The sequence below is a fragment of the Belliella baltica DSM 15883 genome (genome assembly GCF_000265405.1).
In the GTDB taxonomy this organism is placed as follows: Bacteria; Bacteroidota; Bacteroidia; order Cytophagales; family Cyclobacteriaceae; genus Belliella; species Belliella baltica.
On sequence record NC_018010.1, the window covers coordinates 1,530,177 to 1,555,675 of the forward strand.

At 37.6% G+C, this 25,499-nt stretch carries 24 protein-coding genes; 10 read left to right on the plus strand and 14 right to left on the minus strand.

Annotated features, from left to right (window positions below; all coding sequences use genetic code 11):
• Positions 1-87: 87 nt before the first annotated feature.
• The 4 genes from BELBA_RS07050 to BELBA_RS07065 form a co-directional block, all read right to left on the minus strand.
• The gene (locus BELBA_RS07050; RefSeq protein WP_014772048.1) at positions 88-690 is read right to left on the minus strand and encodes a DUF2179 domain-containing protein; all 603 of its coding nucleotides are present in this window, start codon (positions 688-690) and stop codon (positions 88-90) included.
• Between the two features lie 268 nt (positions 691-958).
• Positions 959-1,699, minus strand: a complete 741-nt coding sequence (locus tag BELBA_RS07055; RefSeq protein WP_014772049.1) for a 1-(5-phosphoribosyl)-5-[(5-phosphoribosylamino)methylideneamino]imidazole-4-carboxamide isomerase — start codon at positions 1,697-1,699, stop codon at positions 959-961.
• Positions 1,700-1,879: 180 nt separating this feature from the next.
• The gene (locus BELBA_RS07060; RefSeq protein ID WP_014772050.1) at positions 1,880-2,920 is read right to left on the minus strand and encodes a WD40/YVTN/BNR-like repeat-containing protein; all 1,041 of its coding nucleotides are present in this window, start codon (positions 2,918-2,920) and stop codon (positions 1,880-1,882) included.
• An 18-nt stretch (positions 2,921-2,938) separates the two neighbouring features.
• A complete protein-coding gene (locus BELBA_RS07065) occupies positions 2,939-3,595 on the minus strand; it encodes a Tll0287-like domain-containing protein (RefSeq protein ID WP_014772051.1) in 657 nt (218 codons plus the stop codon).
• Positions 3,596-3,771: 176 nt separating this feature from the next.
• Here BELBA_RS07065 and BELBA_RS07070 point away from each other — a divergent pair, with 176 nt between their 5' ends.
• From BELBA_RS07070 to BELBA_RS07085, 4 genes are all read left to right on the plus strand, one after another.
• On the plus strand, positions 3,772-6,579 hold the full coding sequence (locus tag BELBA_RS07070; RefSeq protein ID WP_014772052.1) for a YCF48-related protein: 2,808 nt from the start codon (positions 3,772-3,774) through the stop codon (positions 6,577-6,579).
• Between the two features lie 235 nt (positions 6,580-6,814).
• Complete coding sequence (locus tag BELBA_RS07075; RefSeq protein ID WP_014772053.1) at positions 6,815-8,059, plus strand: cystathionine gamma-synthase family protein; 1,245 nt, start codon at positions 6,815-6,817, stop codon at positions 8,057-8,059.
• 171 nt (positions 8,060-8,230) lie between these two features.
• Positions 8,231-8,686 carry a helix-turn-helix domain-containing protein gene (locus BELBA_RS07080; RefSeq protein WP_014772054.1) on the plus strand — a complete coding sequence of 152 codons (456 nt, stop codon included), beginning with the start codon at positions 8,231-8,233 and terminating at the stop codon, positions 8,684-8,686.
• A gap of 1 nt (position 8,687) precedes the next feature.
• Positions 8,688-8,978: a VapC50 family PIN domain-containing toxin gene (locus BELBA_RS07085; RefSeq protein ID WP_245531148.1), complete on the plus strand. Its 291-nt coding sequence runs from the start codon at positions 8,688-8,690 to the stop codon at positions 8,976-8,978.
• Positions 8,979-8,994: 16 nt separating this feature from the next.
• On the opposite strand, the gene BELBA_RS07090 is transcribed toward BELBA_RS07085, so the two are convergent.
• Positions 8,995-9,537, minus strand: a complete 543-nt coding sequence (locus tag BELBA_RS07090) for a GNAT family N-acetyltransferase (RefSeq protein WP_014772056.1) — start codon at positions 9,535-9,537, stop codon at positions 8,995-8,997.
• A 312-nt stretch (positions 9,538-9,849) separates the two neighbouring features.
• Between BELBA_RS07090 and BELBA_RS07095 the strand changes: the two genes are divergently transcribed.
• A complete protein-coding gene (locus BELBA_RS07095; RefSeq protein WP_157466068.1) occupies positions 9,850-10,230 on the plus strand; it encodes a hypothetical protein in 381 nt (126 codons plus the stop codon).
• A 278-nt stretch (positions 10,231-10,508) separates the two neighbouring features.
• Here BELBA_RS07095 and prfA read toward each other — a convergent pair whose 3' ends face one another.
• Positions 10,509-11,585: a peptide chain release factor 1 gene (gene prfA, locus BELBA_RS07100; RefSeq protein ID WP_014772057.1), complete on the minus strand. Its 1,077-nt coding sequence runs from the start codon at positions 11,583-11,585 to the stop codon at positions 10,509-10,511.
• Between the two features lie 259 nt (positions 11,586-11,844).
• Positions 11,845-14,667, minus strand: coding sequence for an excinuclease ABC subunit UvrA (uvrA, locus tag BELBA_RS07105; protein ID WP_014772058.1), 2,823 nt, complete (start codon positions 14,665-14,667; stop codon positions 11,845-11,847).
• A 135-nt stretch (positions 14,668-14,802) separates the two neighbouring features.
• Here uvrA and BELBA_RS07110 point away from each other — a divergent pair, with 135 nt between their 5' ends.
• Both BELBA_RS07110 and trxA (BELBA_RS07115) read left to right on the plus strand, forming a co-directional pair.
• Entirely contained in the window at positions 14,803-15,315 is a 513-nt protein-coding gene (locus BELBA_RS07110; RefSeq protein WP_014772059.1) for an FKBP-type peptidyl-prolyl cis-trans isomerase, read from the plus strand.
• A 428-nt stretch (positions 15,316-15,743) separates the two neighbouring features.
• Positions 15,744-16,052, plus strand: coding sequence for a thioredoxin (gene trxA / locus BELBA_RS07115; RefSeq protein ID WP_014772060.1), 309 nt, complete (start codon positions 15,744-15,746; stop codon positions 16,050-16,052).
• A 46-nt stretch (positions 16,053-16,098) separates the two neighbouring features.
• On the opposite strand, the gene BELBA_RS07120 is transcribed toward trxA (BELBA_RS07115), so the two are convergent.
• From BELBA_RS07120 to BELBA_RS07130, 3 genes are all read right to left on the minus strand, one after another.
• Positions 16,099-16,509 carry a hypothetical protein gene (locus tag BELBA_RS07120; protein ID WP_014772061.1) on the minus strand — a complete coding sequence of 137 codons (411 nt, stop codon included), beginning with the start codon at positions 16,507-16,509 and terminating at the stop codon, positions 16,099-16,101.
• A complete protein-coding gene (locus BELBA_RS07125) occupies positions 16,506-17,648 on the minus strand; it encodes a DUF4221 family protein (RefSeq protein WP_014772062.1) in 1,143 nt (380 codons plus the stop codon). Before BELBA_RS07125 ends, BELBA_RS07120 begins: the two co-directional genes overlap by 4 nt.
• Positions 17,649-17,726: 78 nt before the next feature.
• A complete protein-coding gene (locus BELBA_RS07130; RefSeq protein WP_014772063.1) occupies positions 17,727-17,921 on the minus strand; it encodes a hypothetical protein in 195 nt (64 codons plus the stop codon).
• Positions 17,922-18,127: 206 nt separating this feature from the next.
• On the opposite strand from BELBA_RS07130, the gene trxA (BELBA_RS07135) reads away from it, so the two are divergent.
• The gene (gene trxA / locus BELBA_RS07135) at positions 18,128-18,412 is read left to right on the plus strand and encodes a thioredoxin (protein ID WP_041779269.1); all 285 of its coding nucleotides are present in this window, start codon (positions 18,128-18,130) and stop codon (positions 18,410-18,412) included.
• 376 nt (positions 18,413-18,788) lie between these two features.
• Here the strand turns inward: trxA (BELBA_RS07135) and BELBA_RS07140 are convergent, their stop codons facing one another.
• Complete coding sequence (locus tag BELBA_RS07140) at positions 18,789-20,537, minus strand: M14 family metallopeptidase (protein WP_014772065.1); 1,749 nt, start codon at positions 20,535-20,537, stop codon at positions 18,789-18,791.
• 21 nt (positions 20,538-20,558) lie between these two features.
• Complete coding sequence (locus BELBA_RS07145) at positions 20,559-22,175, minus strand: M14 family metallopeptidase (protein ID WP_014772066.1); 1,617 nt, start codon at positions 22,173-22,175, stop codon at positions 20,559-20,561.
• A 521-nt stretch (positions 22,176-22,696) separates the two neighbouring features.
• Here BELBA_RS07145 and BELBA_RS07150 point away from each other — a divergent pair.
• A complete protein-coding gene (locus BELBA_RS07150) occupies positions 22,697-23,644 on the plus strand; it encodes a pyridoxal-phosphate dependent enzyme (RefSeq protein WP_014772067.1) in 948 nt (315 codons plus the stop codon).
• Between the two features lie 21 nt (positions 23,645-23,665).
• Here BELBA_RS07150 and BELBA_RS07155 read toward each other — a convergent pair whose 3' ends face one another.
• Positions 23,666-23,893, minus strand: a complete 228-nt coding sequence (locus tag BELBA_RS07155; RefSeq protein ID WP_014772068.1) for a hypothetical protein — start codon at positions 23,891-23,893, stop codon at positions 23,666-23,668.
• A 217-nt stretch (positions 23,894-24,110) separates the two neighbouring features.
• On the opposite strand from BELBA_RS07155, the gene BELBA_RS07160 reads away from it, so the two are divergent.
• Positions 24,111-25,031: an IS1595-like element ISBeba3 family transposase gene (locus tag BELBA_RS07160; RefSeq protein ID WP_014772069.1), complete on the plus strand. Its 921-nt coding sequence runs from the start codon at positions 24,111-24,113 to the stop codon at positions 25,029-25,031.
• Here the strand turns inward: BELBA_RS07160 and BELBA_RS07165 are convergent, their stop codons facing one another.
• Positions 25,032-25,409 carry a hypothetical protein gene (locus tag BELBA_RS07165; RefSeq protein WP_014772070.1) on the minus strand — a complete coding sequence of 126 codons (378 nt, stop codon included), beginning with the start codon at positions 25,407-25,409 and terminating at the stop codon, positions 25,032-25,034. It abuts the gene before it with no gap.
• Positions 25,410-25,499: the final 90 nt, after the last annotated feature.

A 25,499-nucleotide genomic window follows, 5' to 3' on the forward strand; every position in this document is an offset into this window, starting at 1 on the left:
AACCACGCTTGTAATTTATCCAAGAAATATATGGGTGGGAAGGAAAGTCAAATGGAGAAATAACATTTGTGAATTTCAAACTCAAACTTATTTCCTGATTCTACTCCAAAGCTTGGTGGTAAATCTCGGTCTGTCTTCCATTACGTTTAAGTCATCTTCGCTGACACGCTTCACGCTTTCTATCGTGTAGAAGGCTTTGTCATTGAAGGCTTTGACTTTACCAACAAATTCAGTTAGAGCATCCCTTTTCATCACAGTAAAGAGTAAGTTAACTTTGCCAAACCTGCCTTCAGCACCTACAGAAGTGAACCTGAAGTTTTTTTCTTTCATATATTCGATCAATTCCGGCATGGGTGTAGGTGTAATCACTCTAACAAGCACTCGGCCCAATGCTAATTTTTCTTCAATAGTCATCCCGACAAAAGTCCCCATCGCAAATCCACCTGCATAGGCTAGATAGGACATAGGGTTATTGATGTTTTGAAAAATCTGTCCTATCGCCAACAACCAAATCAAAGCTTCAAAAAAACCCAAAATAGGCGCAATTTTCTTTTTTCCATTGAGCATAAACATGATTCTCAAAGTATTGATAGAGACGTCTGTCACTCTTGCTAAGAAAATCAACAATGGCATAATGACATAATTGAAGAGCTCTACGGATATTCCAAATGACTCAAAGTAAGCTTGCATAATGTTGGGAGTGTAATTCTAGTATTTCACAAAGGTAATGAAAATAGACCTCTAGAATAATGTATAGAATTTTTTGTAACAGCAGTGATTTATGTCAATGAAAATAAAACTCTCAATGACAACAAGTATGAATATGAAGAAATTGGCTTTCCGTTTTTCGAAGAATTGGGTTCTTACCTGTATGAACTTGAAATAGACAGAAAGAAAAAATAAAAAGTCTATGAATCATAAGATCGATAGACTTTATTTGATTGATTCTTACAGAGATTTAATTTCCGTGCTCTGACATAAACTTATCTAAGTCTTGAAGAGAAATTTTTCCTTCATAGTATGCTCTCCCAAAAACTACTGCAGTCACGCCAATGTCTTTTAATTCTTTGAAATCAGAAATATTTCGCACTCCGCCATTGGCTGCCAAATGTATTGAGGGGAATTTCTTTACTACATCTTTATACAATTCAAAATTAGGACCTTCCATGACTCCATCTCTAGTCACATCAGAGCATTTGAGGTATTTGAGACCTCTTCCATGGAAGTTTTCTATGTGATCAAAGAGGTCGACCTCCGTTTTTTTGATCCATCCTCTTGTTTTGATTTTATGATCAGCAGGATTGGTGTCAGCGGCTAAGAATATTTTTTCTCTACCATAAGACATAATCCATTGAGCGAACCTCTCAGGATAAGTCACGGCCACTGAAGCGGCCGTAATGGCATGCGCTCCATGCTCAAAGGACTTGATCACATCTCCATCGGTAGAAACCCCACCAGTGAAATCAACATTAAGATTTGTATAACCAGCGATCGCTTCTAAAATATGATAGTTCTTTGGTTCTCCACGACGTGCTCCATCTAAATCCACCAAGTGCAACCATCTGATTCCATGATCTTCAAATGCCTGTGCAATCTCTAAAGGATTATTTGAAATAACTTCTTCGGTGGCAAAATCGCCTCGTTTTAATCGGACACATTTTCCGTTGATGAGGTATATAGAAGGGATTATATCGAACATGGTTCAGTAGGCTTTTTATTAAAATTTAATGCTTGGGATGAATCACAAAATCTGAGAGGAATAGAATTGTTCCAGATTTTGGTTTTCTAAAGATAATATAAGAACGCATTATTTAGCAATACTCTCCAAAAATCTTTATTGACTTTTACCAATAATATACAAATATGAGACTTTATAAACTCAATATACCAATCGTGCTATTTTCCCATCAAGGCCTGAAGCCCAAATGCTTCCTTGAGCCTTGTCCATAAAAACAGCATGAAAACCTTCATCTGAAAATTTTTGCCAGTTGATACCACCATCAACCGAATAATCTGATCCATTAGTGCCTACAGAAATAACCCAGTGAAATCTAGGAAAGTAGGTGACTCCTGATCGGTATCCACTTGGGAAAGTTGTAGAAATCAATTCCCAATTCTTTCCCACCTCCATTGAATAAATCGTGTTGTTGTAAGCTAAGTCAGGTTGTAAATAATCCCCTCCGACTGCGATAAGGTTGTTATTATCGAGTTTTGAAATTGAGAAAATACCTTGCGAAGGTTCTCCTTGGATAATAGGTGTGTCCGTTATTTCCCAATCATGTCCCCCATCTGCTGACATGTAAACTTTGCTTTTGATCCCTCCGCTGGTAAACCAAATATGATCTTGATCCGTCAATATCGTAGATCCGCTCGCGGCAAAAGAACCTTCTCCGGGCTCTGCCATAGGACTCGATTCTAGCCAAGTCCAAGTTTCGCCGGCATCAATGGTTTCCAAGACCATCCATTTCCCATCAATGGGGTCGCCAATGGCATATCCTTTTTGATTTTTGTAAAATGAAATTCCATCCAAAAAAGCTGTCCCTGGACCTTCATATTTTTTTTCCCAAGTAGCTCCACTATCTATTGTTTTGTAAATTACAGCAGGCTGACCAGCAGAGACTGCAATTGCAGATGTGGCATCTAATCCTTCAATATCCCTAAAATCAACTGAATCCAAGCCTGCAATAATTCCTGAAGACCATGATTTTCCTGCATCCAAAGTAAGTAGCCAAGTGCCATTTGAGCCACTCGCCCAAACAATCTCAGAAGTCAATGGAGAAAGTCCACGGATTGAAGCATTGACTGGAGTTTCTATTATTTCCCAACCTTTGGGTTCGGTGATTATATTTCCTTTTTGATCGCTCTTGCAGGAAAGAAATAAATAAAATATACTTAATACGAATAGGTATCTTGTTTTCATAAATTGATTTGAGATGATTTATAGCCTCTTGATTACTTCTGATTTGGGAATCTTGATACTCCACATTCCACGAAGGTCGCCAATTTTGTGTCCTTTAGCTTTATCATCAGGGTACAATCTATCTATTTTCCCTAAAGTTTCTTCAGAGATGTCTATTCCTTCCTTCCCATGGCAGTTTAGACAAAAGCTGTTTGGGATTTGAATGGCTTTGGTATAAAGTAAAATTTCGCCATTTTCTAATTTTTGAATGTTGGGCTCATTTTTAATATCATTTTCTGCATTGTATGCGTATGCATCAAGTATTGCGGCTTCATCTTCTGAAGGCTTATCAGTTGGATTTCTATAAGCAAAAGATGCTCTTTTGATGGTCACCTTATGCTTGGTACTGAGCTCTTGCACCATGGGGATTGCTTCAATGTTACAGTATTCGACTGCTTCTGAAATGCCCTTTTCCTCTATTGCTTTTTGAAGTGCAGAGATAAGTTGATTTTGAGCTTCGCTACTGATTTCCTCTCCCCAAGCCATTGCCTCATCGAGTATTTCTACCTCGCTCAGCTTTTTTACTTCCATGCTTTTATTCACTTCTTCAAAGATGTCTTTGCTTATTTTTTCATTTGAATTGCAAGAAAAAACGAAAGGAAGAATTATGGAGATATAAATTATTTTTTTCATCATTATTTTTTTTCTTAAAAATAGAAGGAAAAAACCGTTTCTTAAAAGGTAAAAAGCTGTTTGTTAGATTTGAGAAAGAAACCCTTGTTAAGTTCCATATAATCAGGAGAAAATAACTTTATTTTATGGTTTATAATCCTAATTTTGTAATGAACAATTGTTGATACTGATACTGCAATATGAAGAAGCTTTTATTTTTAACACTGTTTTTACTATTTCTTGAGACTTTGACTTTTGCTCAAACCTGGAGAAGAGTAGGAGCTTGGGGAAATGAATTAACCGGGATTTCTTGGGTCAATGATGAAGTCGGCTACATGTCTGGAGATCAAGTGATCTTGAAAACTATCGATGGTGGACTGAGTTGGATAGAACAAGAGGCTCCTACTAAAGTCAAAATGCAGGGAGTTGATTTTTACAATGAAAACCTTGGTTTGATAGTAGGTGAAAATGGACAAGTTTATCGGACTGAAAATGCGGGGAATACATGGACTTTAATTTCATTAGCGACTACACAAACGCTCAGAAAAGTTAAGTTCCTCAATCAAATTAGTGCTTATATTGTTGGAGATAATGGAGAAGTCTATCGATCTACTAATGGTGGTCAATCTTGGGCAAAACAAAATGTTGGAACTACAGCGGACTTAACAGGTCTTACATTTGCAAATGCGGACACTGGTTATGTTGCTACTTCTAGTGGTGCAATATTAAGAACTGTCAACCAAGGAAATACTTGGACAACTTTGAATACACAAAATTCCCGACCGTTGAATGACGTCTATTTTACAAATGGGAAAATAGGCTTTGCGGTTGGTAACAATGGTACAATTCTAAAAACTTTAGACGCAGGAGCAAATTGGGAGCCAGTAAATTCTGGTACAGAAAGGAATTTGATAGGTGTTGCCTTCAACAGAGCCAATATCAACTTAGGAGTTGTTGTTGGTGAAAATGCCACATTACTCCGTACTACCAATGCGGGACTTACTTTTGATGGAATCAATGTAAACAATACCCAAGACTACTTAGCAGCAAGTTTCAGAGCCACTTCGAATGTTGTTTTTGCGGTTGGTACCAATGGATACCTTTTATCATCGACAAATTCAGGAGGGTCTTGGGCGCAGAGATTAGCAGGGGTGGATAGTGATTATAATGCGACTCAATTTAGGACAGAAAATCTCGGCTATATCGTGGGCCCAATAGGGAAGTTCCTTGTCACATCTAATGGAGGAGTCTCAATTATTGACCGTTCTAGACCACTAACCATAGATTTTAATAATCTTTATTTTACAACAAATGCATTCGGCTATATCATCGGTCAAAACGGAACAGCACTCAGAACGTCAAATTCTGGTTCTAACTGGACCTCCCTGAATCTAAATACCGAAGAAAATTTAAATGGAATTTATTTTTTTAACAATAATACAGGTTATGTCGTTGGCGATAATGGATTCATTTCCAAGACAGACAATGCAGGAGTCAACTGGCAAGTGGTCCAAGCAAGTAATACGAATGTAAATCTGAATGAAATCTTATATTTCGATTTTGCTTTTGGTGTAGTTATTGGCAATGGTGGATTTGTAAGTAGGACAGAAGGCGGACAAGAATGGAATCAGGTAGCTGTTCCTACTACTGAAGACTTGATAGATTTAACTTTACTTGATGATTCCACCGCAGTAGCAATAGGTAATAGTGGTACAATAATCAAGTCAGTAGATAAAGGCCTTACTTGGGAAAGTATCAGCACTTCATATACTGAAAATTTCACAGGGGTCGATTTTTTAGATGAATCCGTCGGTTTTATTTCTGGAGGAAAAGGCCTTATCCTGAAGACACTAGATGGAGGTGAGACTTGGGAAAAAATGCCAACTGGTACTTTTCAGGATTTTACAGATTTGAGCTTCGGCTCTTTGAGTATCGGATACGCAGTAGGAGAAAGAGGGACATTATTTCAATACAGTTGCGCAGTACCACCAACGCCAACATTGATTTTTGGTGAAGATAATATTTGTCTCAGTCAGCAAATTTATAGTGTACAGACTTCTGGTATAGGTGAAGTATTCGACTGGAGAGTGGACGGAGGGACTATTTTAGAAGGTCAAGGGTCTAATAGAATTGTAGTGAGATGGGATACACCTGGTAGAAATGCAGTTTTGGTAAGAGGGCAAAATGAATGTGGAAATGGAGGTACCAAAGGTCTTGAAGTCTTGGTTTCTGTAGAACCACAAGATATTCCTGAAATCAATGGGGAAGGAGTGGTTTGTACGGGGACTTTTGTAGATTATTTTGTTGATGATGTTCCAGGGACAGAGTTTGTTTGGCAGGCTACTGGGGGCTTGATTAGAGAAGGTCAAGGTACGGCAAACGTAACTGTAGAATGGTCAGGAATAGGTGCTCAAAATCTCACTGTGACTCCAAGAAATCCTTGTGGCAATGGAACGGTATTCACCAAACCAATAGCTATTCAAAATCCCCCTGAAGAGCCCTCAGAAATCGAAGGTGAAGAAATGGTTGGTCTTGTAGAGCATGATTATGAAATCGAAAATGTGGCCAATACCAATTATATCTGGTCAGTTTCCGGAAATGGAGGAACAATCATAGATGGACAGGGAACCAACAGGGTACGAGTTAGGTGGACTAGAGAGGGTGACTTTAATTTGACAGTGACTCCGATGAACACCTGTAACACTGGACCAGCAAGTACAAAGTTGGTCAATGTAAACTTGATAACGAGTATTGAAGAAGAGCGAATTGTAGATACGTACATTCAAGTTTATCCAAATCCTTCTAAAGGAAATGTCACCTTATCTACCTCAGGTCTGACAGATATTAGAGAAATCTCAATCATCAATAGCCTAGGACAAAATTTTCAACAAGTCCAGCCAAGTCAAGGGATATTTGAATACAGCATCAAAGGACTTCCAAGAGGAGTTCATACGATTATCTTGAGAACTAGAGAACAAGAATTCTACAAGAAAATAATTGTAGAGTAAGTATAAATGGGACAAGAATTTATCAAAAATTCTTGTCCCATATTTTTTGAATTTATTTTTAAATTTTACCGATCTTAACAAAATTATATTTTGTTTTTTAGTAATATCATCATTTTAATATCAATAATCAGAATAATGATTAAAATATTGACCCATTTGCAAAATTATATTTTTATGCTTTTTTTGATAATGATCTGGGATTTTTGCTGTTTTGCAGTCATAAACCCAGATAGTTATGATGAATAGAGAATTTCATCCAGAGAGTTTGATGATGACTCATGGATACAAGCCCGAACTTTCAGAAGGCGCAATCAAGTGTCCTATTTTCCAAACTTCAACTTTTGTATTCAAGTCAGCCGAAGAAGGGAAAGCCTTTTTCCAAGTTGCTTATGGACAGAGAGAAAAAGAGCCAAATGAAGAGTTAGGATTGATTTACAGTAGACTCAACAACCCTGATTTACAGATTTTGGAAGAACGACTTTGCTTATGGGACGAGGCGGATGAATGTGCTGTTTTCGAAAGTGGCATGTCGGCAATCTCAACAGTAATGTTGGAATTTTTAAGACCGGGAGATATTTTGCTTTACAGCAAGCCTGTCTATGGAGGTACAGATCATTTTGTCAATAAAGTACTTCCACAGTATGGAATAAAAGGTATAGGTTTCACAAGTACCCAATCAAAAGAGGAAATCTTGGAATTGGTCAAAGGACAGGAGGAAAATGTTAAAATGGTCTATGTAGAGACTCCTGCAAATCCCACCAACGCACTTTTTGACCTTCAAATCTGTCGTGAAGTAGCAGATAAACTTTCCGCAGAAGATAAAGAAGTGGTAGTCTGTGTGGATAATACCTACATGGGGCCTTTGTGGCAACACCCACTGAAGCATGGTGCTGACCTGATTGTATATTCAGCAACAAAATACATTGGTGGGCATTCTGATTTGATCGCAGGTGCAGTTTTGGGAAAATCCAAGCACATGGTTAGGGTGAGAACACTCAGAACTTTTCTTGGCAATATGGCTGGTCCATGGACAGGTTGGTTGCTGATGCGAAGTCTCGAAACGCTGAAAGTCAGAATGACAAAACAAGCTGAAAACACCATCCAAGTGGCAGATTTCCTTCAAGCACATCCAAAAGTAGAAAAGGTATATTACCTGGGGCACTTGGAAGAAGGAACTGCACAATATGAAATCTTCAAAAGACAACTCAATTCTGCCGGAGCGATGATTTCTTTTGATATAAAAGGTGGAGAAAAAGAAGCATTTACTTTCTTAAACAACCTCAAATTAATGAAACTAGCTGTTTCCCTTGGAAGCACAGAATCTCTTGCCGAACATCCTGCGACGATGACGCATAGCGATGTGTCTGCAGAGGATCGGGCTTTGTTAGAGATTTCTGAAAAACTCGTAAGAATCTCTGTTGGCGTGGAGCATTACTCAGATATCATTTGGGATATAGAGCAAGCTTTGGAGAAGGTTTAGGTTTAATTCAATCTATATCAAAAAGCCATACCTATTTGAAATGGGTATGGCTTTTTATTTGAATTTTGAGATGTTTATAGATTATATTGAATCAATTTTTAAAAGTTTACCAGAGAGAAAACATTTTTCGTTTATTTCGTTTATAATTGTATATTAATAATATCATGGAATATGGAAACATTCAATATTATAAATAGACCATCAAAAGAAGATCAAAAATTAGCATTAGAATCTTACGATGCTTTGGTTTCTGTAATAGGTCATTTGAAATCAGAAAACCCAGAAATTGAAATTGAAGAGACGCAAGAAAGGTTTAAAATCCCTTTAAGTGCATTGATATTTTTGAAAGACATATTAAAGACAATGGGTGATGGGAAACCATTTTCACTTGTACCAATTGCCACTGAAGTCACTACTCAGAAGGCAGCTGAAATCTTAGGATGCTCAAGACCTCATTTAGTAAAATTACTTGAAGAAGGAAAAATGCAATTCACAAAAGTCGGTAGGCATAGGAGAGTCAGGTTTGATGAAGTCATGAATTATAGAAAAAAGATGAAAGAGGAGCAGAAAAGGAAGATAATTGAAATTATGAGTTCAGATGAAGATTTGGGTTTGTATGATACATAGTGTGAGATTTATTTGCGTATTGGATACTAATGTAATTTATCCCATTGAAATTAGAGATTTGCTGTTTTGGTTTGCTTATTACGATATGTACACTCCGAAATGGAGTGATCATATTTTTGATGAATGGAAAGATGTGATGAGACGAAAAGGAATTGGTGAAAAGGCTTTATTGGCATTTAAAGAGATGGTTTTGAATAGAAGAAAACCAAGTTTAGATGAATATGAAGTTTTGAATATTTTAAGAAATAGAGGATTAAAGCAAGCAGCTGATTACCTTCATTCCTTATTATAAATGTCTAAATCTTAAGTTATCTCTCCTCCTTCTCTACTTCTGACCTGATGATCACATATTGGAAAAGGTCTCCGATTTTCCCATTTTTTATATAGGCATCTTTTAGGATTGCTTCGGGAATGAAACCAGCATTTTCCAGCACTTTCATACTTGAAGTATTGAAGTCATAGACTTGGGAATAGATTCTTTTGATTTCGGCAAATTTATCTAGTATGTATTCTGCATACAACTGAACAGCTTCTGTAGCGATTCCTTTTCCCCAAAATGGCTCGGCAACCCAAAAACCAATTTCAAGATTGGTTCGCAATTCATCCTTGCCTATTTCTCCACCGACGGAACCCACCAACTGATCATTGTATTCAATAGCAAAATTTTGTGGAGGGTTGAATTTCATATTGTGCTCGATCCAATGCCTTGCATCATGAATGGTGTAAGGATGCGGAAAAGTATCTCTCAGATTTTGAGCAATTTTTGGGTTATTGGCAATAGGGTAAAGGTTGTGGAAATGGCCGTCATTCCATCGGACTAGGGCAATATTTCCTTTTCCAGTGATCTTCATTTGGTGTTGTTGGGTTAGTTAGACTTAAGTTAAGCTCCTTTTGTGAGGAAGACAAATTTTTTGTTGCCCATAATAAGGTTCAAGAATAGAGCCGTATTTTATTTTGTGAGAAATTAGTTCATAATAATTTAAACAAAGGGTCAGTTAAGTTAATTTAGGGGAGCATTTTATGATTTGAAAAATAGTATTAGTTTTAATAAAAATAATAAAAGTAGTGCAAAGCCTGCCAGAATGGAAGGCTTTAAACTACAAATACGTTAACATATCGGAGTTGTAGCACATTTATCCAAAATGCAGACACTAATTATTCAAATGATTAAATTATTCAAAATAGTTCTGTTAATTACAGTTGTTATTCTCACAAGTTGCGGAAGAATAGAAAAGAAAATAATTGATTCAAATAATGGAAAAAATCAATTGACTGTCTTATATTTTGGGAATGGAAAATATATAGTTGATGGTAAATACAACTCTAACATAAAACCGAATTTTGACTATTTAAAATCTGATAATTTTTACGAATATCATACAGGATTAGCTAAATGGACTGTTAACGGAATTGAAATTTATTCTCAATATGGAACTTTTGACACAATTGCAACGAATGGAAAATTAATAATAAATAAAGTATCTTCTAAAGAATTTGAAGAGTTGAAAAAAAACACAGATCAATACACATATTTTTATTATTAATGAAAAAGTAAGAATTTTGGATCTGACCCTATTAATCTTAAGCTAATTGAGTATGGTTCTGATGTATGTATTTAAATTTGAGAGAAAAAAACGTAATACAACATCACCTTGGATACTGTGGGCGGTTCTGTGAAAACATGAAAATCAGTATCTTTAAGATTATAATGTACTAATTTTTACTGGTTTCCCTTTTTCATCCATCACTATAAAATTAGGCTCTCTTTTATTTCTTGGTACTTCATACTTTGTACTTGGTACATTATTTCCTTCTTTCCCCACTATTCTTCCATCCCAGAAGTCTTCATCTTCTCAACATTTTCAGCAAATCGAAGGGCGGAGATGAAATCTTCAATATTCCCTTCCATCACATCGGGAAGGTTATAAACAGTTTTATTGATTCTATGATCAGTTACGCGGCTTTGAGGATAATTGTAGGTTCTGATTTTGTCAGATCGGTCACCACTTCCTACCATGGATTTTCTCTGTGCCCCTACAGCATCATTGTGCTTTGCGAGTTCGATTTCATATAACCTTGATCGCAATACTTTCAGCGCTTTTTCGAAGTTTTTGATCTGGGATTTTTCATCCTGACAAGTCACAACAAGTCCAGAAGGAATATGCGTCAGTCGAACAGCTGAATAAGTCGTGTTCACCGACTGACCACCTGGACCGGAAGAGCAGTAAGTGTCTTTTCGAACTTCATTCATATCGATGTTCACTTCTACTTCGTCCATTTCAGGAAGAACAGCTACAGAGGCCGCAGAAGTATGAACTCTTCCTTGGGTTTCTGTCATTGGAACACGCTGAACACGGTGTACACCCGATTCAAATTTCATCATACCATAGACATCCGCTCCAGTAATGGTGCTGATGATCTCTTTGTAGCCGCCCGAAGAGCCAAAAGTCAAATCGAGCACAGTGAGTTTCCAACCTTGTTTGTCACAAAAGCGCTGATACATCCTGAACAAATCTCCGGCAAAAATAGCGGCTTCATCTCCTCCTGTTCCACCTCTGATTTCCAAAATACAGTCTTTGGAATCATTGGGGTCTTTAGGAATCAACTGCTGTTTCAAGTCTTCCTCCAGTTGAATCTGACGATCTTTTAACTCGTCTAATTCCGCCTTGGCCATGTTCCTGAAATCAGGATCTTTTTCTTTTTCCAAGATTTCCTTAGAACTTTTGATGTTGTCCAAGACCAAAGAGTACTCATCTAAAAGTTCAACTACTTTTTCTAAATCTTTATATTCTTTAGAAAGTTTGGTGTATTTGCTCATGTCAGACATGGCATCCGGCTGGATGATCAACTGTCCGACTTCTATAAATCTATCTTTTAGCGCTTGTAATTTGTCAAGCATAGGGATTTCGTTTTTTTGATAAGAATGGCAAAGATAGCTTGTCTAAGCCTAGGAATAAAATATTTTATAATTATCCGCAAATACACCAATTGCTTATATACTTAGAATTTATGCGGATAATTTGTCCACGGTCGACTGACCACAGCTAACTGATGATTGTAATAAGATGAGTTGAGTTATTGCTTCATCTTTATTGATAAAGGCAATGTATTTGAAAACTCAAGGTTGTAGCAGAGTGAATTGCGATTATTGGAAAAACTCAATTCCCATCAAAAGCTTCTCGCAAATACTTGGCCGTATAATTATCTTTCACTTCCATCAAAGCCTCCGGCGTACCTTCAAAGGTGATATTTCCACCTCTTTCTCCACCTTCCGGTCCAATATCAATCACCCAATCAGCAGATTTAATCACCTCAGTATTGTGCTCGATGATGATAACTGTATGACCCTGATCAATCAATGCATTGATAGAATGGAGGAGTTTTTTGATGTCGTGGAAATGCAAACCCGTCGTAGGTTCATCGAAAATAAATAGAATATGTTCTCCGGATTTATTTCCTCCTTTACCAAGGAAAGACGCTAATTTTACTCTTTGCGCTTCACCACCTGATAGGGTGTTAGAGGATTGTCCCATACCGATGTAGCCAAGACCTACTTCTTGAAGTGGCTGAAGTTTATTGATGATTTGGTTTTTTCCTGCGAAAAATTCCATCGCCTCATCGATCGTCATATCAAGAATATCGGAGATATCTTTTTCTTTGTATTTAGCATCCAAAATCTCAGCTTTGAACCGTTTGCCTTTGCAAGATTCACAAGTGAGGTGAATGTCTGCCATAAACTGCATTTCTACTGTTTGCGTACCCTCGCCCTGACAAGCTTCGCAGCGACCTCCATCGACATTGAAAGAGAAAAATGCTGGTTTGTAACCTCTTTGTTTGGAAACAGGGAGTTCGGAGAATAAAGCTCTTATCGCATCATAAGCTTTTACATAGGTTACAGGATTCGAACGGGAAGATTTTCCGATTGGATTTTGATCGACAAATTCAATCTGAGTGATTTTCTTGTAATCCCCTTCTAGCTTGTCAAATTTCCCGGTTTCGTCGATGACGGTTCCATGGATTTTCCCCAAAGCAGGATAGAGTACTTTTTTGATCAAAGTTGACTTTCCCGATCCACTTACTCCTGTGACAACGGTAAGCGTGTTGAGAGGAAATTTAGTCGTGACGTTTTTAAGGTTGTTCTCTCGAGCACCTCTCACCACAATGCTGTCTCTCCACTTTCTATTTGCCTTTTTGATATTAATTTTTTCCTCACCTTTCAGGTACTTTGCTGTGTAGGTATCCGAGCTGGCTAGCAATTCTTCTAGATTTCCCTGAAACATCAAATTACCTCCTTTTACTCCTGCATCAGGTCCAATATCAATGATCTCGTCGGCAGCTTTCATGATTTTTTCCTCGTGTTCTACCACGATGACCGTATTCCCCATGTCTCGTAAAGCCTTTAGCACTTCAATCAAGCGGTCTGTATCTCTAGGGTGAAGTCCTATGCTCGGTTCATCCAAAATGTACATAGAGCCCACCAAGGCCGAACCCAAAGATGTCGCCAATTTGATTCTCTGAAACTCACCTCCCGAGAGGGAAGAAGTCAGTCTATTGAGCGTGAGATAACCCAAACCCACTTTATCTATATATTCCAAGCGATTTAGAATCTCTTTCAAAAGGCGATTGGCTACTTTTTGCTCAGCAGGGCTGATGTCAAGGGTTTGAAAGAAAGGAAGTGCTTTTTCTATTGGCATCAAGACAATATCAGTGATAGAATGTCCGGCGATTTTGACATAAGAAGCATCTTTTCTTAAGCGAGTTCCTCTACAATCCGGGCAAGTGGTTCTCCCACGGAAGCGGGAAAGCATCACCCGATATTGAATCTTATGTGTTTTACTTTCTAATTCCTTGAAAAATTCATTCAAACCTTTGAAGTGTGAATTCCCTGTCCAAAGCAATTCTTGCTCTGCTTCAGTAAGATCTTCGTAAGCACGGTGAATAGGGAAATCAAAGTAAATACCTTTTTTAACCAAAGGTTCGAGCCATTTGCCAGTCGTTTCACCTCTCCAAGGGGCAATTGCCCCTTCATATACAGAAAGTGATTTGTCAGGGATAACCAAATCAGGATCAAGTCCCAATACAGAACCAAACCCTTCGCAAGTTCGACACGCTCCATACGGATTGTTGAAGCTGAAGAAATTTACTGAAGGCAGTTCGAACAAGATATCGTCTAGTTCAAATTTATCAGAAAAGGTCCTTTTATCCTTTTCAGGAATCATAATGGTACATTCGCCATGTCCTTCAAAAAAGGCAGTTTGCACGGAATCAGCAATCCTAAATTGATTGTCTTCGTCTTCTTTTTGTACAGTTGCTCTGTCAATCAAAATTTCATAATGCCCTTTTGGCATTTTCTTTTCAATGACGAGATCCTCGACAAAATAAGCTTCTCCATCGATCAGGATTCGAGTGAAACCTTTTTGTAGAAAAAGTTCTAACTCTTGTTTGATAGATCGATCATTTAAGATCTGCAAGGGACAAGAAATCATCACCCTGTCGCCTTCTTCGAAAGAATGAATAAAATCCACCACATCGGTCACCGTATGATGCTTCACTTCTTCGCCACTGACTGGAGAAAAAGTTCTCCCAATTCTACTAAAAAGCAATTTGAGGTAATCGTAAATCTCTGTGGTCGTACCGACTGTGGATCGCGGATTTTTGGTACTTACCTTTTGTTGTATCGCGATGGCAGGGGAGACACCTTTGATGTATTCCACATCCGGTTTTTCCATTCTGCCGAGAAACTGTCTTGCATAGGAACTCAAACTCTCCACATACATTCTTTGGCCTTCGGCAAAAAGTGTGTCAAAAGCCAAAGAGGATTTTCCAGATCCCGAAAGTCCTGTGACCACCACCAATTTATTCCTTGGAATGGCTACGCTGAGGCTTTTCAGATTGTTTACCTTGGCATTTTTGATGATAATATATTCCTTGGGATCAAGGTCGTCTATAGAAATTTTCTGAACAGTGTGGCTTGAATTCATAAAGCGCAATTTACCCAACTAACCTGTATAATGATAATTTGTTGGAGATTTTAGCTTTGTATTTTCCATAAAATCGAATTTTACTCTTAGAATTTTGTTTTCTTTGGATTAGGGAAAGTCAACCAGTCAATCAAAATGAAAGCAGAGAAAAATAAAGTAGTAGCAGTGAGCTACGAACTCCATGTAGATGATGGAGAAAATGGGAAAGAGTTTTTTGAGAAAGTAGAAAAAGACAAACCATTCCAATTTCTGTTTGGAACAGGGCATGTTTTGCCAGCCTTGGAGGCTGCGATGGAAGGAAAAGCAGCAGGCGAGAGTTTTGAGGTATTTATAGACTTTGAAAATGCTTATGGAGATTACGATGAAAGCAAAAAAGCGATCGTACCAAAATCCAATTTCAAGGATAATGGCAAAAAGAATGCAGATATGCTCAAAGTAGGGAAAGTCATTCCTATGAAAGATGACCAAGGAAACCAACTTCGTGGAGAAATCACTAAGATTGATTATAAGGGAGTTCACATGGATTTCAATTCACCTTTAGCAGGTTTAGATCTTTATTTCAAAGGAGAAATTATCTCCATCCGAGAAGCCGATCCAGAAGAAATCGACCATGGACACGTTCACGGACCCGGCGGACATCAACACTAGTGGAGATTTGAGACGTTAGATATGAGACATTAGATTCAAGAAACAAGAAATTAGAAACAAGAAACAAGAAGCGAGAGTAGTGATTTTAGAAAATGACGAATAGACAAATAAAAACCACGAAGTGGTTAAACTTTGAATACTTGTCGGCCGTGGCTGAACCCCGTATGAAATGCGGGGAATAAAGGTGATAGTAAAGAAACAACAAAACTGAAAGGGTTGAACTTCTCTATTTGAAACAAAAAAGTGTCAACTATTTTCAGGATCTAACTAAGTATTCTTCAGCTCAATTTCTCCCAATTTTGCAATTTTGTAATCCGCCATGGCGGACAAGTTCTTTCAATTTTACAATAACTCATTCCAAGAATCTCCAATCCACCATTAACTCAATCAACTATTCTCTAATCAACTAATCCCTAATCAACCATCCCATGGCCAAGAAAAAATTCAAAGATGTAATTCAGAAAAGTGAAGAAGCGATTTTGGTGGATTTCTATGCGGATTGGTGTGGGCCTTGTCAGACGATGAATCCCGTGCTCGATGAAGTGATTGATGAATTGGATGGGAAAATCAAGCTATTCAAACTCAATATCGACAAAAATCCACAAGCAGCGCAACAGTTTGGAGTGCGCTCTATTCCTCATTATATTTTATTCAAAAGAGGCAAAATCCTCTGGAGAAAAGGAGGCTACATGACCAAAAGAGATTTGTTACAGGCGATGAAAGGCTTTGTGGGATGAGTATAATTTATTTTAGGATTTAAATATAATCTAGATCGTTTGTTAACTATTTCAAATGACTTTTTAACCCCTCCCAATCTTGAATTTTTATTTTTTTTGAGTTTTGATGCTGAATTAATGCGAGTTCATCTTCAACTGAAATATATTTTTCATCAATTAAGACTTTGGCAGAGTCAAATATTACAGGAATTGTTAATCCTAAACCCGAAATTTGGTTCAGAAACGTTTTTTTACTAGGGCTAATTATTAGAAAAGCTCCACTTTCGAGATTTTCTTTAGCTATTTCTTCAAGAAAAGTATTTAAACATGTTTTACACGTAGAAGCATTGATGACTAATATCCAATCTACTGAATCAGGTATTTGGAACTTATTTTTCACCAAGTCAAATCTACTGTCTCGCATCGTACAAGCTGCTAAAGAAAGCATTAATATGCCCAATAAAAGAATCTGCTTCATTCTTTAGGTTTTTTAAATTGAATGACCTTAAATTTCAAATAATCCTCATCAAACGAATCACTGTATTCTCTATTGGTAGGCAGGTACAATCCTTTTTTACCAACAAATGCATCATAAGGGTCTGAAGAAAATTCTTTAAACGTATGCTCGCCAATGTATTCAAAGTTTTCATCCAACAAAAATATTTTATGATCAGGCCGAGTACTGTGTAATTTGGAGATTGGGATTGTAAATTGTTCTGGATCAACGGGCAAATCGTAAAATACATAGTACACCCTTCGATATTTGTCATAATGTATACTTCTAAATGCTCCTTTCCCAAGTTGTTTTATAGCCCCTTCATTCCCAGTAGGTCTTTGCTGAAATTTAATAAAATCTATTTTTTCAGGAGTTTTTAGATCAAGGATATTTAATAGTTGATTTTGATTTATTGAAAAAACTTGAATTTGAGCGTTTTCTTTAAAAACAGTAATTATAGAATCTCCTTTGGAAGTCCAGCTAAATTCTGGAGAAATTTTTCCCTTATCCCAGAATCTTGAAGGCAAGCTTAAATTCTTCCATTGGATAGACATGTTTTTAAAATCTATTTCATAAACATGTCTAAAATTTGAAACTTCTTTAATGGGGGTTTCCCAGTACCTAGTTATAAACGGATATGCTCCATATATTTTATTTTTAAAAATAAAAAAAGGAAGCGCATTTGTCGATTCTATAGTTTGAATATATTGATCTTCACCGCTTACTATAAGTTCATTTATCTTATTTCCTGCATGGTCAAAAATAACCAAATGAGGAGGGTAGGTTGCAACTAAGAGGGTGTCTTTGTTATAAACATCAAATCCTTGAAGAAGTCCAATTCTATTGATTCCATCATGTGAAAATTTTATTTTCTTGATGTTCTTTTTAGTCTGCAGGTTGTAAATATTCATGGACATTTGCTGACTATGCATGGTATAGAGGAAAGTACCTGAGTCTGACTCTATCAATTGAGTACGAATAGTTAGAGGAGAAGTAATACTATCGAGCTTTAATTGAATTTCTTCAATCACTTCATAGCTTAATTCTGTTTTTTCAAATTGTTTTTTTTCCTCACAAGAAAAAAAGATGAGCAAAAAACTAAGGAAGAAAACGTGCTTCATTATTAGGGGAATAATTGACTGAGAAATTAAAAAGAACCTGGAAGATTAAAGATGTATAATCTTCCAAGTATAACATGTTTATTGAATCGCTCCTATTTCACTTTCACAAACACATGTGTTTGTTTCGACTGGTTTGACACATCTTTTCCCATCATCTTGGCATGTAGGAATTGAACGTTGCGCTTCGGCTGAGTTATTACCTAAAAAACTTATCCCAACAAGTGATAGCGCTGTTAGGGAACCTGCAATTGTTAAAATTTTGATTTTTTTCATTTGTTATAAATTTAGTCGTTAATAATTAATCTCAGGTAATAATATATATATATATATATATAAGCAAATATTTTGTAGTAAAAGATTTAAAAAAGTGAAATCTATTCTTATTTAAGTTAGAAAAAAATTGAGTGTTAAGCTTTGTGTTTTGGTGACAAAAAGCGTAACAGTTAGGAAACTGTTTTCAATTATATTTTTGACATTTAATTCTTCAGAAAAGAGAGGAAGCCATTTTGGTGGATTTTTATGCGGATTGGTGTGGGCCTTGTCAGACGATGAATCCCGTGCTCGATGAAGTGATTGCTGAATTGGATGGAAAAATCAAGCTGTTCAAACTCAATATTGACAAAAATCCACAAGCAGCGCAACAGTTTGGAGTGCGCTCTATTCCTCATTATATCTTATTCAAAAGAGGCAAAATCCTATGGAGAAAAGGAGGCTACATGACCAAAAGAGATTTGTTACAGGCGATGAAAGGCTTTGTGGGATGAGAGGAAGTTGTGACTTGTAAATACCGACAATATTGAAGGATCTCTGTCAATATGTTTTTTAAAATTGAAATAAATTAAGATGTCAGGGCTAAAGCCCCTTCTGGAAAAAAAATCTTCGTCCTACGAAGATATCAGAGCTACGCTCCTCTTCCATTAGGTTATGTGATAATTCTATGATGATGATAGGGCTAACGCCCTCTGCGATTCACTCCTAGTTTTTTTTGTAATCATTTAACCATTTGTTTATGGTTTCTCGAAACTCATTCACACAAAAAAACCTCCCCTAAATTTTTCTAGAGGAGGTTTTAATATATTTAATCTGTTTACTGATAAATAATTCACTAATCACCAGTAACTAATAACAAATTCACTAAACTCACTTCTTCCAACTCGCTTTCCCACCTTTGGCTGAATCCACAGTGATGCTGTAGTTTCCACCTCCGGTTACAATCCATCTAACTTTTACTGCTCCCATTCCAGTGATATTAGCTACTGAAATTTTCTCAGGATTAACTTTTTGTTCTGTTACTCGGTTGAAGTCTTCATTCTCCACAATAAAACCTGTAACTACCTTCGCTCCAGAAATGGTAACGTAATCAGGTCTTTCGATTTTGTATTTCAAATCCTGACTAGAGTGCGTAGGAATCAATCTTTCGTTATAGATTGTAGCAGTGATTTCTTTCAATCCACCACCCAAATCAACTTCTTTTACATCCATTACACTCAATTTTGGTGTATGGTAAGCATGAAGAATGGAGAAGGCTGCATTTCTATGCGCATCCTGCTCCAGCAAGAAACCTGGGTGTAACCTCCCGAAATTTTTCTTAAATCCACCGATTTCAACCGTTCCGAATTGTGGGTGTTCGTATTCTTTCCACTTCACAAATGCATCTCCGAATGTCAAATACTTGTCTACATCCATTTGCTCGTCTTGATTGCCTCTACCTGCATTTTTATGAAAATAAAGGTAAGAAGTCATCAATTCATTGGAATAAGTGAAGATCCCTCTGCCACCATAGAACCAATCCAGCTGACCTCCAAATACAGAATAAAGATCTTTGTAAACTACCAAGTATCTATAGCCTGGCATAAATTCCTCACCTTTTTTGGCAATAGCATCATAGATTCTTACATCACTGGAATTGTAAGTTCCCAAATCCTCTTCAGCTCCAGGACCTCTCAAGATCATTCCACCATAGTTGTGGTAAGATTGTGCTGCAGCGATATTTGGTCTCTTCATCACAAAGTCAACTACTGCACGGTTTTCAGGAACTGAGAATGGATATCTCAAGGCTCCACTTTGCACATAATCAGGTTGCCAATTCCAACCCCAATCTCTATTAGGATCATAATAGCCAATGCCATCACTGTTCACTCGGCCATCACCATCTCTGTCGAGACCTTCTTGACCGATCATTTCATATTCTCCTTTTTCATCAATTCCAACTCGGATCAATTTTCTAGGATCCATTGGGTCTTTGATAAAATTACCTGTTGGAGATTTTCTGATCATTTGTGTGATGTTGCCATCTCCATCCAAATCATCCATAGGATCTTCACCAAATTCGCCATCACCATTGTTGTCAAATACCATCATGCCTGATCTTGGAGTATTTCCATTGTTAGGACCTGTCATGAAGTAATCATGGGCATCAGGATTGATCGTAGGAGCGAAGTAGAAAGTTTTGTCTTTTAACAATTCGGTGATAAATTCTAACTCTCCATACATCTCCATCAAATACCAAGCAGTATAAAGTGTAAATTCTGTCCCTTGAATCTCATTGGAGTGAATATTACCATCAATCCACATCGCAGGCTTATCTTCAGCTTTTCCAGCTTTGAAGTCTGTTACAGTAAGAACCCAGATGTCATTGTTTTGGTAAGATTTTCCGATACTTTCCAGTTTCACCAAATCAGGATGCTTGGCGACCATATCTCGCATGATTTCCAACAAAGCCTTGTTGGTGTGGTATCTATTCCAAGAAACTTGGACCTTAGGGTTGTGTGGGGTTCCGTTTGCACGGAAATAGCGTTCTGCCGCCACTTGAGCATCAGAAGTCTGTGTAGATCCAAAGCACATCGCAGCGCTGAGAGCCGTTGTATATATCCAGTTTTTGAATTTCATAATTTCAATTTTTCGATGTGATTAGAGTTTTACATTCAAGGTAGCAAAGCCAGTATGCGCAGCACCTGCCTTGATGTCCACGTTTCCGCCTCCTTTGACAATCCAGCTTACACTGGCTTTTTCGAAAGCACCAATACTTCTGATCAGTTGCTTCTTTTCTCCTGCCACCAAATCATCGGCGTCTTTTGAAATGTCAACCCTAACTTTTCTCAACCATCTAGATCTCTCTCCCAATTGTGAATGGGTAGGTAGTGGAGAATTATTGAAAAGATCTGCGGTGATTCTGGTCAAGCCATTACCAAGTTTCTCTGTTTTCACATTCAAAAACTCAAGTTTGGGCTGCATATCTGCCAGTTTGAGAATAAATGCAGTATGCTCATCCGCAATCTCACTTACTTTGCTGAAAGGTGGGTTGTACATGGCAAATGGCTTAATACCTCCAACTTCTACTTTCTGACCTGGGAAATCTGGATGATCGATGCTTGTCCAAGGAACAAAAACATCATTCACTCCTTCTTGCTCTGCCCATGCTAAGAAATTAGCTTCTGCATTTCCTACACTTTTTCCATCTGCATCTTTTACTTCTGGAGCCCACCAACCCGGTGTGCTGAAGCTCATCCTTGCAAAGTGGAAATAGGCCCACTGGAAGAAATCACCTTCAGTACCTTGATTGGTTTGGTTAAATGCTTTTTGATTTACTGTCTCATTGTAAATCCCGGAAACCATACTGTTGATCGCGACATCTTTGTCCAACATGGAAGTAAGAATCCTCTTTCTTGCATCTGCTGCATTGTATTTCAGTGGAGCAGAAAGATTATTGGATGAACTGAATGATACAAAAGCGAAAATATTCCACTGATCAAACAAATAGTCTAACAATACTCTTGTCTCTACCTGAGAAGCTGCAAAATCTCCAGCCAAAGGTTCGAAAATCGGGAATTTGTAAGTTAAACTTTTATTGAAAGCGATTCCTTCAGCAAGGTCTTCTCCAAAAGAGCCGTCCTTGTCTTTATCTCTGCTTTCTGGAAACATCATGTAGCTTCCTTTTTGGCCTTTTGACCTGTCGGCTTTCACCAAAACTCGAGGGTCTTTTTCATGTGGGATATAGTCACCCAAAGGGCTTTCTACACGCATCATGGTGATCATCCCATCTTTATTAAGGTCTTCATAGCCATCTTCGCTAACCATGCCGTCACGGTCATGATCTATTTTGGCTGCATTTCCTCTTCTTTCATACTTCAACGAAGCATGATATTGCTCGTAAGCATCGGGGGACATGTTTGGGAAAATGTAAAAAGTAGTGTTTTCCAATTTGGCTGCATGTTCATTGACCAATTTCTCGGCAAATTGTAATGCTAATTCCACACTTAACACATGGAAACCTTCGATACCACCGACTACTGCAATTGCAGGTTTGTTGTCTAAGTCTCCAGTGCCCACTTTGAGCACCCAGATGTCTTTGCCTCCTTCAGTCTTGGTGAGGGAAGTGAGTTTGGCAGGACTTCCACTGCCGGAAATCGCTTGTAGCCTTTGGTTGACCTGACTGAGGGTAGGATAGTCTCCCTGAGCCAGCGTGGTTGAAGTAAGGGAAAAAAGCAATCCCGCTCCTGCAACCAACGACAGATAAATCTTCTTCATAAAGTCTTTAAGGTTTAAATCAAACGCCAACGTAAAATGTACTTGGCGCATCTATGATACAAAAAATACTCGAATTTATGAAAACCCTTAGGCTAGACAGATATACTAACTTTTGAAAGGTAGAATAAAAGGATAGATAATGATATAAGCTTCGCGATATAAATAGAAATAAGCCTTCGGCGATATATTTAGAAACAAGAGGCAAGTAAATACAAAGGGTCATATCGAACAGTTGAGATATCTCCCATGCGGTCGATATGACTAGTAAGGGATAAGAAATAACCACAGATAAACACAAAAGACGCGGTTTTTAAATTGATTTCATATTTGATAAATTCACTCTGCGCATCCTTGAGAACCTCAGTGGTTTAATGTTTTTAGCTGCGGAGAAATACAAAGAATCGCGAAGGAAAGCTCTTCAGTGGTAAAAACAGAGTTCATTCGTGTTCATCTGTGGTAAAAAACTTCCAATTCCCAAAACTTATTAACTTTACAACGAACAATTCAAAACTGACCCCTCCATGTACACTTTTCCTACTTTAGAAGAAATCAAATTGGCTCACGAGCGCATTCAGCCTTTCATTCACCGTACACCAATCCTAAAGTCCGAGGTAATCAATGAAATGGCGGGTTGTGAGGTGTATTTCAAATGTGAAAACTTCCAAAAAGTAGGGGCTTTCAAAGCACGTGGCGCAGCAAATGCAGTTGTCAAACTCAGTGATGAACAAAAGAAAAATGGCGTAGCTACGCATTCCTCGGGTAATCATGCCGCTGCCCTTGCCAGAGCGGCAACAGTCGCGGGAATCAAATCCTACATCGTCATGCCTTCTTCCGCACCAGAGATCAAAAAGAAAGCGGTGAAATCCTATGGGGGAGAAATCATCGAATGTGAACCCAATTTGATGGCTAGGGAAACTACACTTCAGGCAGTGGTGGACAAGACAGAGGCAACTTTTATTCCTCCTTACGATTATTTTGACGTAGTGGAAGGTCAGGCAACTTGTGCGCTAGAAATGTGGGAGGAAGGAATTGATTTTGATACGATCATGGCGCCCGTTGGTGGTGGAGGTTTGTTGGGAGGTACAGCTTTGACGACCAAGTATATTTCACCTCGCACCAAAGTTATCGCCGGAGAACCTGAAGGAGCTGATGATGCGTATCGCTCTTTTCAAGCCAAGAAGTTAATTCCCATGGATGTGCCCAATACCATTGCGGATGGATTACTGACTTCTCTGGGTAAACTCAATTTTCAGATCATCATGGAGCATGTAGATGATATTTTTACCGTCAATGACGAAGAAATTATTGCGGCCATGCGCTTGATTTATGAAAGAATGAAGATCGTTATCGAACCCAGCTGTGCTGTTCCCCTCGCTGCTTTGCTCAAAAACAAAGAGCAATTCAAAGGTCAAAAAGTAGGAATTATCCTAAGTGGTGGAAATGTAGATTTGGGAAAGCTGCCTTTTTGATTTGAATAACAGAAAATCAAATCACATTCTAATTTTAATCTCATCTTTTATAGAATATATGAAAATCACAGGATTAGAATCTTTGCTCAAATCTAATGATTTTACTTGATTGATATAAGTATTCGTAATACCATTGTCCAAAAGGTTTAATGCTTCTTGAATATCAAAGGGATGGTATGCATATGCCAAATATTTATTTCTGACAGGAAATTTGAAAAGACTTCTTCTATTTCTCATAACTACATCCATATCGTTTATAAATCCTTCTAGTATCACACATTCTTTTGATATCGTATTAAAAAATAGAGTTCTGATATAGGGATCTCCACTATAGACAAAATCTAAAAATAAATTATATGAATATACGTAATTCTGCCAGTAGCCAAATTATATACTGACAGTTGGTGACAATCGATTGGTAATCAAGCTAAAGAGAGGTTACTTGGTCAAAACAAAGGTTCTGACCATGAATATTTTGAAGTTTGAAGAGCGCTTTCCAGATGAAGAATCCTGTATTAGCTTTTTCAAAGCTAAACGAGAGCAGGAAGGCGTGGTTTGCAAAAAGTGCGAGGAAAAAGAGCACTATTGGCTCCACAGTAAAAGTATGTTTCAATGCAAAAGTTGCGGATTCCGTACCAGTTTGAAAAGTGGGACTGTGATGGAAAACAGCAACTTGTCACTCCGTAAGTGGTTGATGGCCATGACCTTCTTTAGTGCCACTAAGCAGGGGTTTACCGCTCTTGAACTCCAGCGACAAATGGGGTTTAGTCGCTACCAAACCGTCTTTGATTTATGCCATAAGATTCGTGTAATCATGGGTAAGCGGGATGATGAATATAAACTGGAAGACATGGTAGAATATGATGAAGCTTACATCACCAAGGCAACCGCAGCAGAGAAAAAGAAGTCTCTCAATCGGGGCCGAGGAACCCAGCAGAAGTCCACAGTTGCTGTGATGGCTGAATCAACCATTCTGGAGGATCCTAAAACAAAGAAGTTATCCAAAAGCTGCCGATACTTCAAGATGAAGAAAATAGAGGACTTAAAGGCCAAAACGGCAGAGAAACTGATTAAAGACTTCATCAATAAAGATGCTGTTCTTCAAACCGATGACAGTACCACTTACGCTAAGTTTGAAGACTTCGTGGATGTTCATGTCACTGAATTATCTTCAACAAAAGAGGGTAGATTCAACCTTAAATGGGCTCATACAGCAATCAGTAACCTCAAAAGTGATCTTAGAAAGTATAAAATGATATCAGAAAGAAGGCTTCAGAACTACATCGACGAGTTTTGCTACAAACTAAACCGAAGATACTTTGGAGAAAGACTCTTTGACCGACTTATTATTGCTTCTATCCAACCCTACTGGCAAAGTAGCGGATAATCATAATAAATTATCTTCAATTGCTACAAGATTTCCAGTGAGAGAATTTAAGTTTTCATTTTTAACTTGCCTATAAATATCCATCATTTGATAGGCTTCCCCTTTAGTATAATTTAAATTAGATTTTTGAAAGTTGAAAAAGTAACTCTTTTTAACCTCCCCATCTCTGATTTCAAGTATTTTAGGATGAAATTTTTCTGTAAAAAATAGATTTGAATTACCAATATTGTTTGTCAATTGTGAGGAATTTCCATTGATCACTTTAAATTCCAATTCCTTTTCAATTTCAACATAGTCTTTTATGTCAAATGTTGACTGATTTCTAATTTCTATTTTTTTATCCCATTCATGTTGATTCAAGGAAAAAGTATAAATCATATCACCGTTATTAGCAGTGTTACTTAAAGTAGAACGGTAAGTGGTTGCTTTTTTCGACAGTTTGTAAATATAGTTGATTAAATTGAAATT

Bases quoted from the DNA above. Each gene is read 5' to 3' on its own strand.
- BELBA_RS07050 (WP_014772048.1), bottom strand. From the start codon at position 690: ATGCAAGCTTACTTTGAGTCATTTGGAATATCCGTAGAGCTCTTCAAT.
- BELBA_RS07055 (WP_014772049.1), bottom strand. From the start codon at position 1,699: ATGTTCGATATAATCCCTTCTATATACCTCATCAACGGAAAATGTGTC.
- BELBA_RS07060 (WP_014772050.1), bottom strand. From the start codon at position 2,920: ATGAAAACAAGATACCTATTCGTATTAAGTATATTTTATTTATTTCTT.
- BELBA_RS07065 (WP_014772051.1), bottom strand. From the start codon at position 3,595: ATGATGAAAAAAATAATTTATATCTCCATAATTCTTCCTTTCGTTTTT.
- BELBA_RS07070 (WP_014772052.1), top strand. From the start codon at position 3,772: ATGAAGAAGCTTTTATTTTTAACACTGTTTTTACTATTTCTTGAGACT.
- BELBA_RS07075 (WP_014772053.1), top strand. From the start codon at position 6,815: ATGATGAATAGAGAATTTCATCCAGAGAGTTTGATGATGACTCATGGA.
- BELBA_RS07080 (WP_014772054.1), top strand. From the start codon at position 8,231: ATGGAAACATTCAATATTATAAATAGACCATCAAAAGAAGATCAAAAA.
- BELBA_RS07090 (WP_014772056.1), bottom strand. From the start codon at position 9,537: ATGAAGATCACTGGAAAAGGAAATATTGCCCTAGTCCGATGGAATGAC.
- BELBA_RS07095 (WP_157466068.1), top strand. From the start codon at position 9,850: ATGATTAAATTATTCAAAATAGTTCTGTTAATTACAGTTGTTATTCTC.
- prfA (WP_014772057.1), bottom strand. From the start codon at position 11,585: ATGCTTGACAAATTACAAGCGCTAAAAGATAGATTTATAGAAGTCGGA.
- uvrA (WP_014772058.1), bottom strand. From the start codon at position 14,667: ATGAATTCAAGCCACACTGTTCAGAAAATTTCTATAGACGACCTTGAT.
- BELBA_RS07110 (WP_014772059.1), top strand. From the start codon at position 14,803: ATGAAAGCAGAGAAAAATAAAGTAGTAGCAGTGAGCTACGAACTCCAT.
- trxA (WP_014772060.1), top strand. From the start codon at position 15,744: ATGGCCAAGAAAAAATTCAAAGATGTAATTCAGAAAAGTGAAGAAGCG.
- BELBA_RS07120 (WP_014772061.1), bottom strand. From the start codon at position 16,509: ATGAAGCAGATTCTTTTATTGGGCATATTAATGCTTTCTTTAGCAGCT.
- BELBA_RS07125 (WP_014772062.1), bottom strand. From the start codon at position 17,648: ATGAAGCACGTTTTCTTCCTTAGTTTTTTGCTCATCTTTTTTTCTTGT.
- BELBA_RS07130 (WP_014772063.1), bottom strand. From the start codon at position 17,921: ATGAAAAAAATCAAAATTTTAACAATTGCAGGTTCCCTAACAGCGCTA.
- BELBA_RS07140 (WP_014772065.1), bottom strand. From the start codon at position 20,537: ATGAAATTCAAAAACTGGATATATACAACGGCTCTCAGCGCTGCGATG.
- BELBA_RS07145 (WP_014772066.1), bottom strand. From the start codon at position 22,175: ATGAAGAAGATTTATCTGTCGTTGGTTGCAGGAGCGGGATTGCTTTTT.
- BELBA_RS07150 (WP_014772067.1), top strand. From the start codon at position 22,697: ATGTACACTTTTCCTACTTTAGAAGAAATCAAATTGGCTCACGAGCGC.
- BELBA_RS07155 (WP_014772068.1), bottom strand. From the start codon at position 23,893: ATGGATGTAGTTATGAGAAATAGAAGAAGTCTTTTCAAATTTCCTGTC.
- BELBA_RS07160 (WP_014772069.1), top strand. From the start codon at position 24,111: ATGAATATTTTGAAGTTTGAAGAGCGCTTTCCAGATGAAGAATCCTGT.
- BELBA_RS07165 (WP_014772070.1), bottom strand. From the start codon at position 25,409: ATGATTTATACTTTTTCCTTGAATCAACATGAATGGGATAAAAAAATA.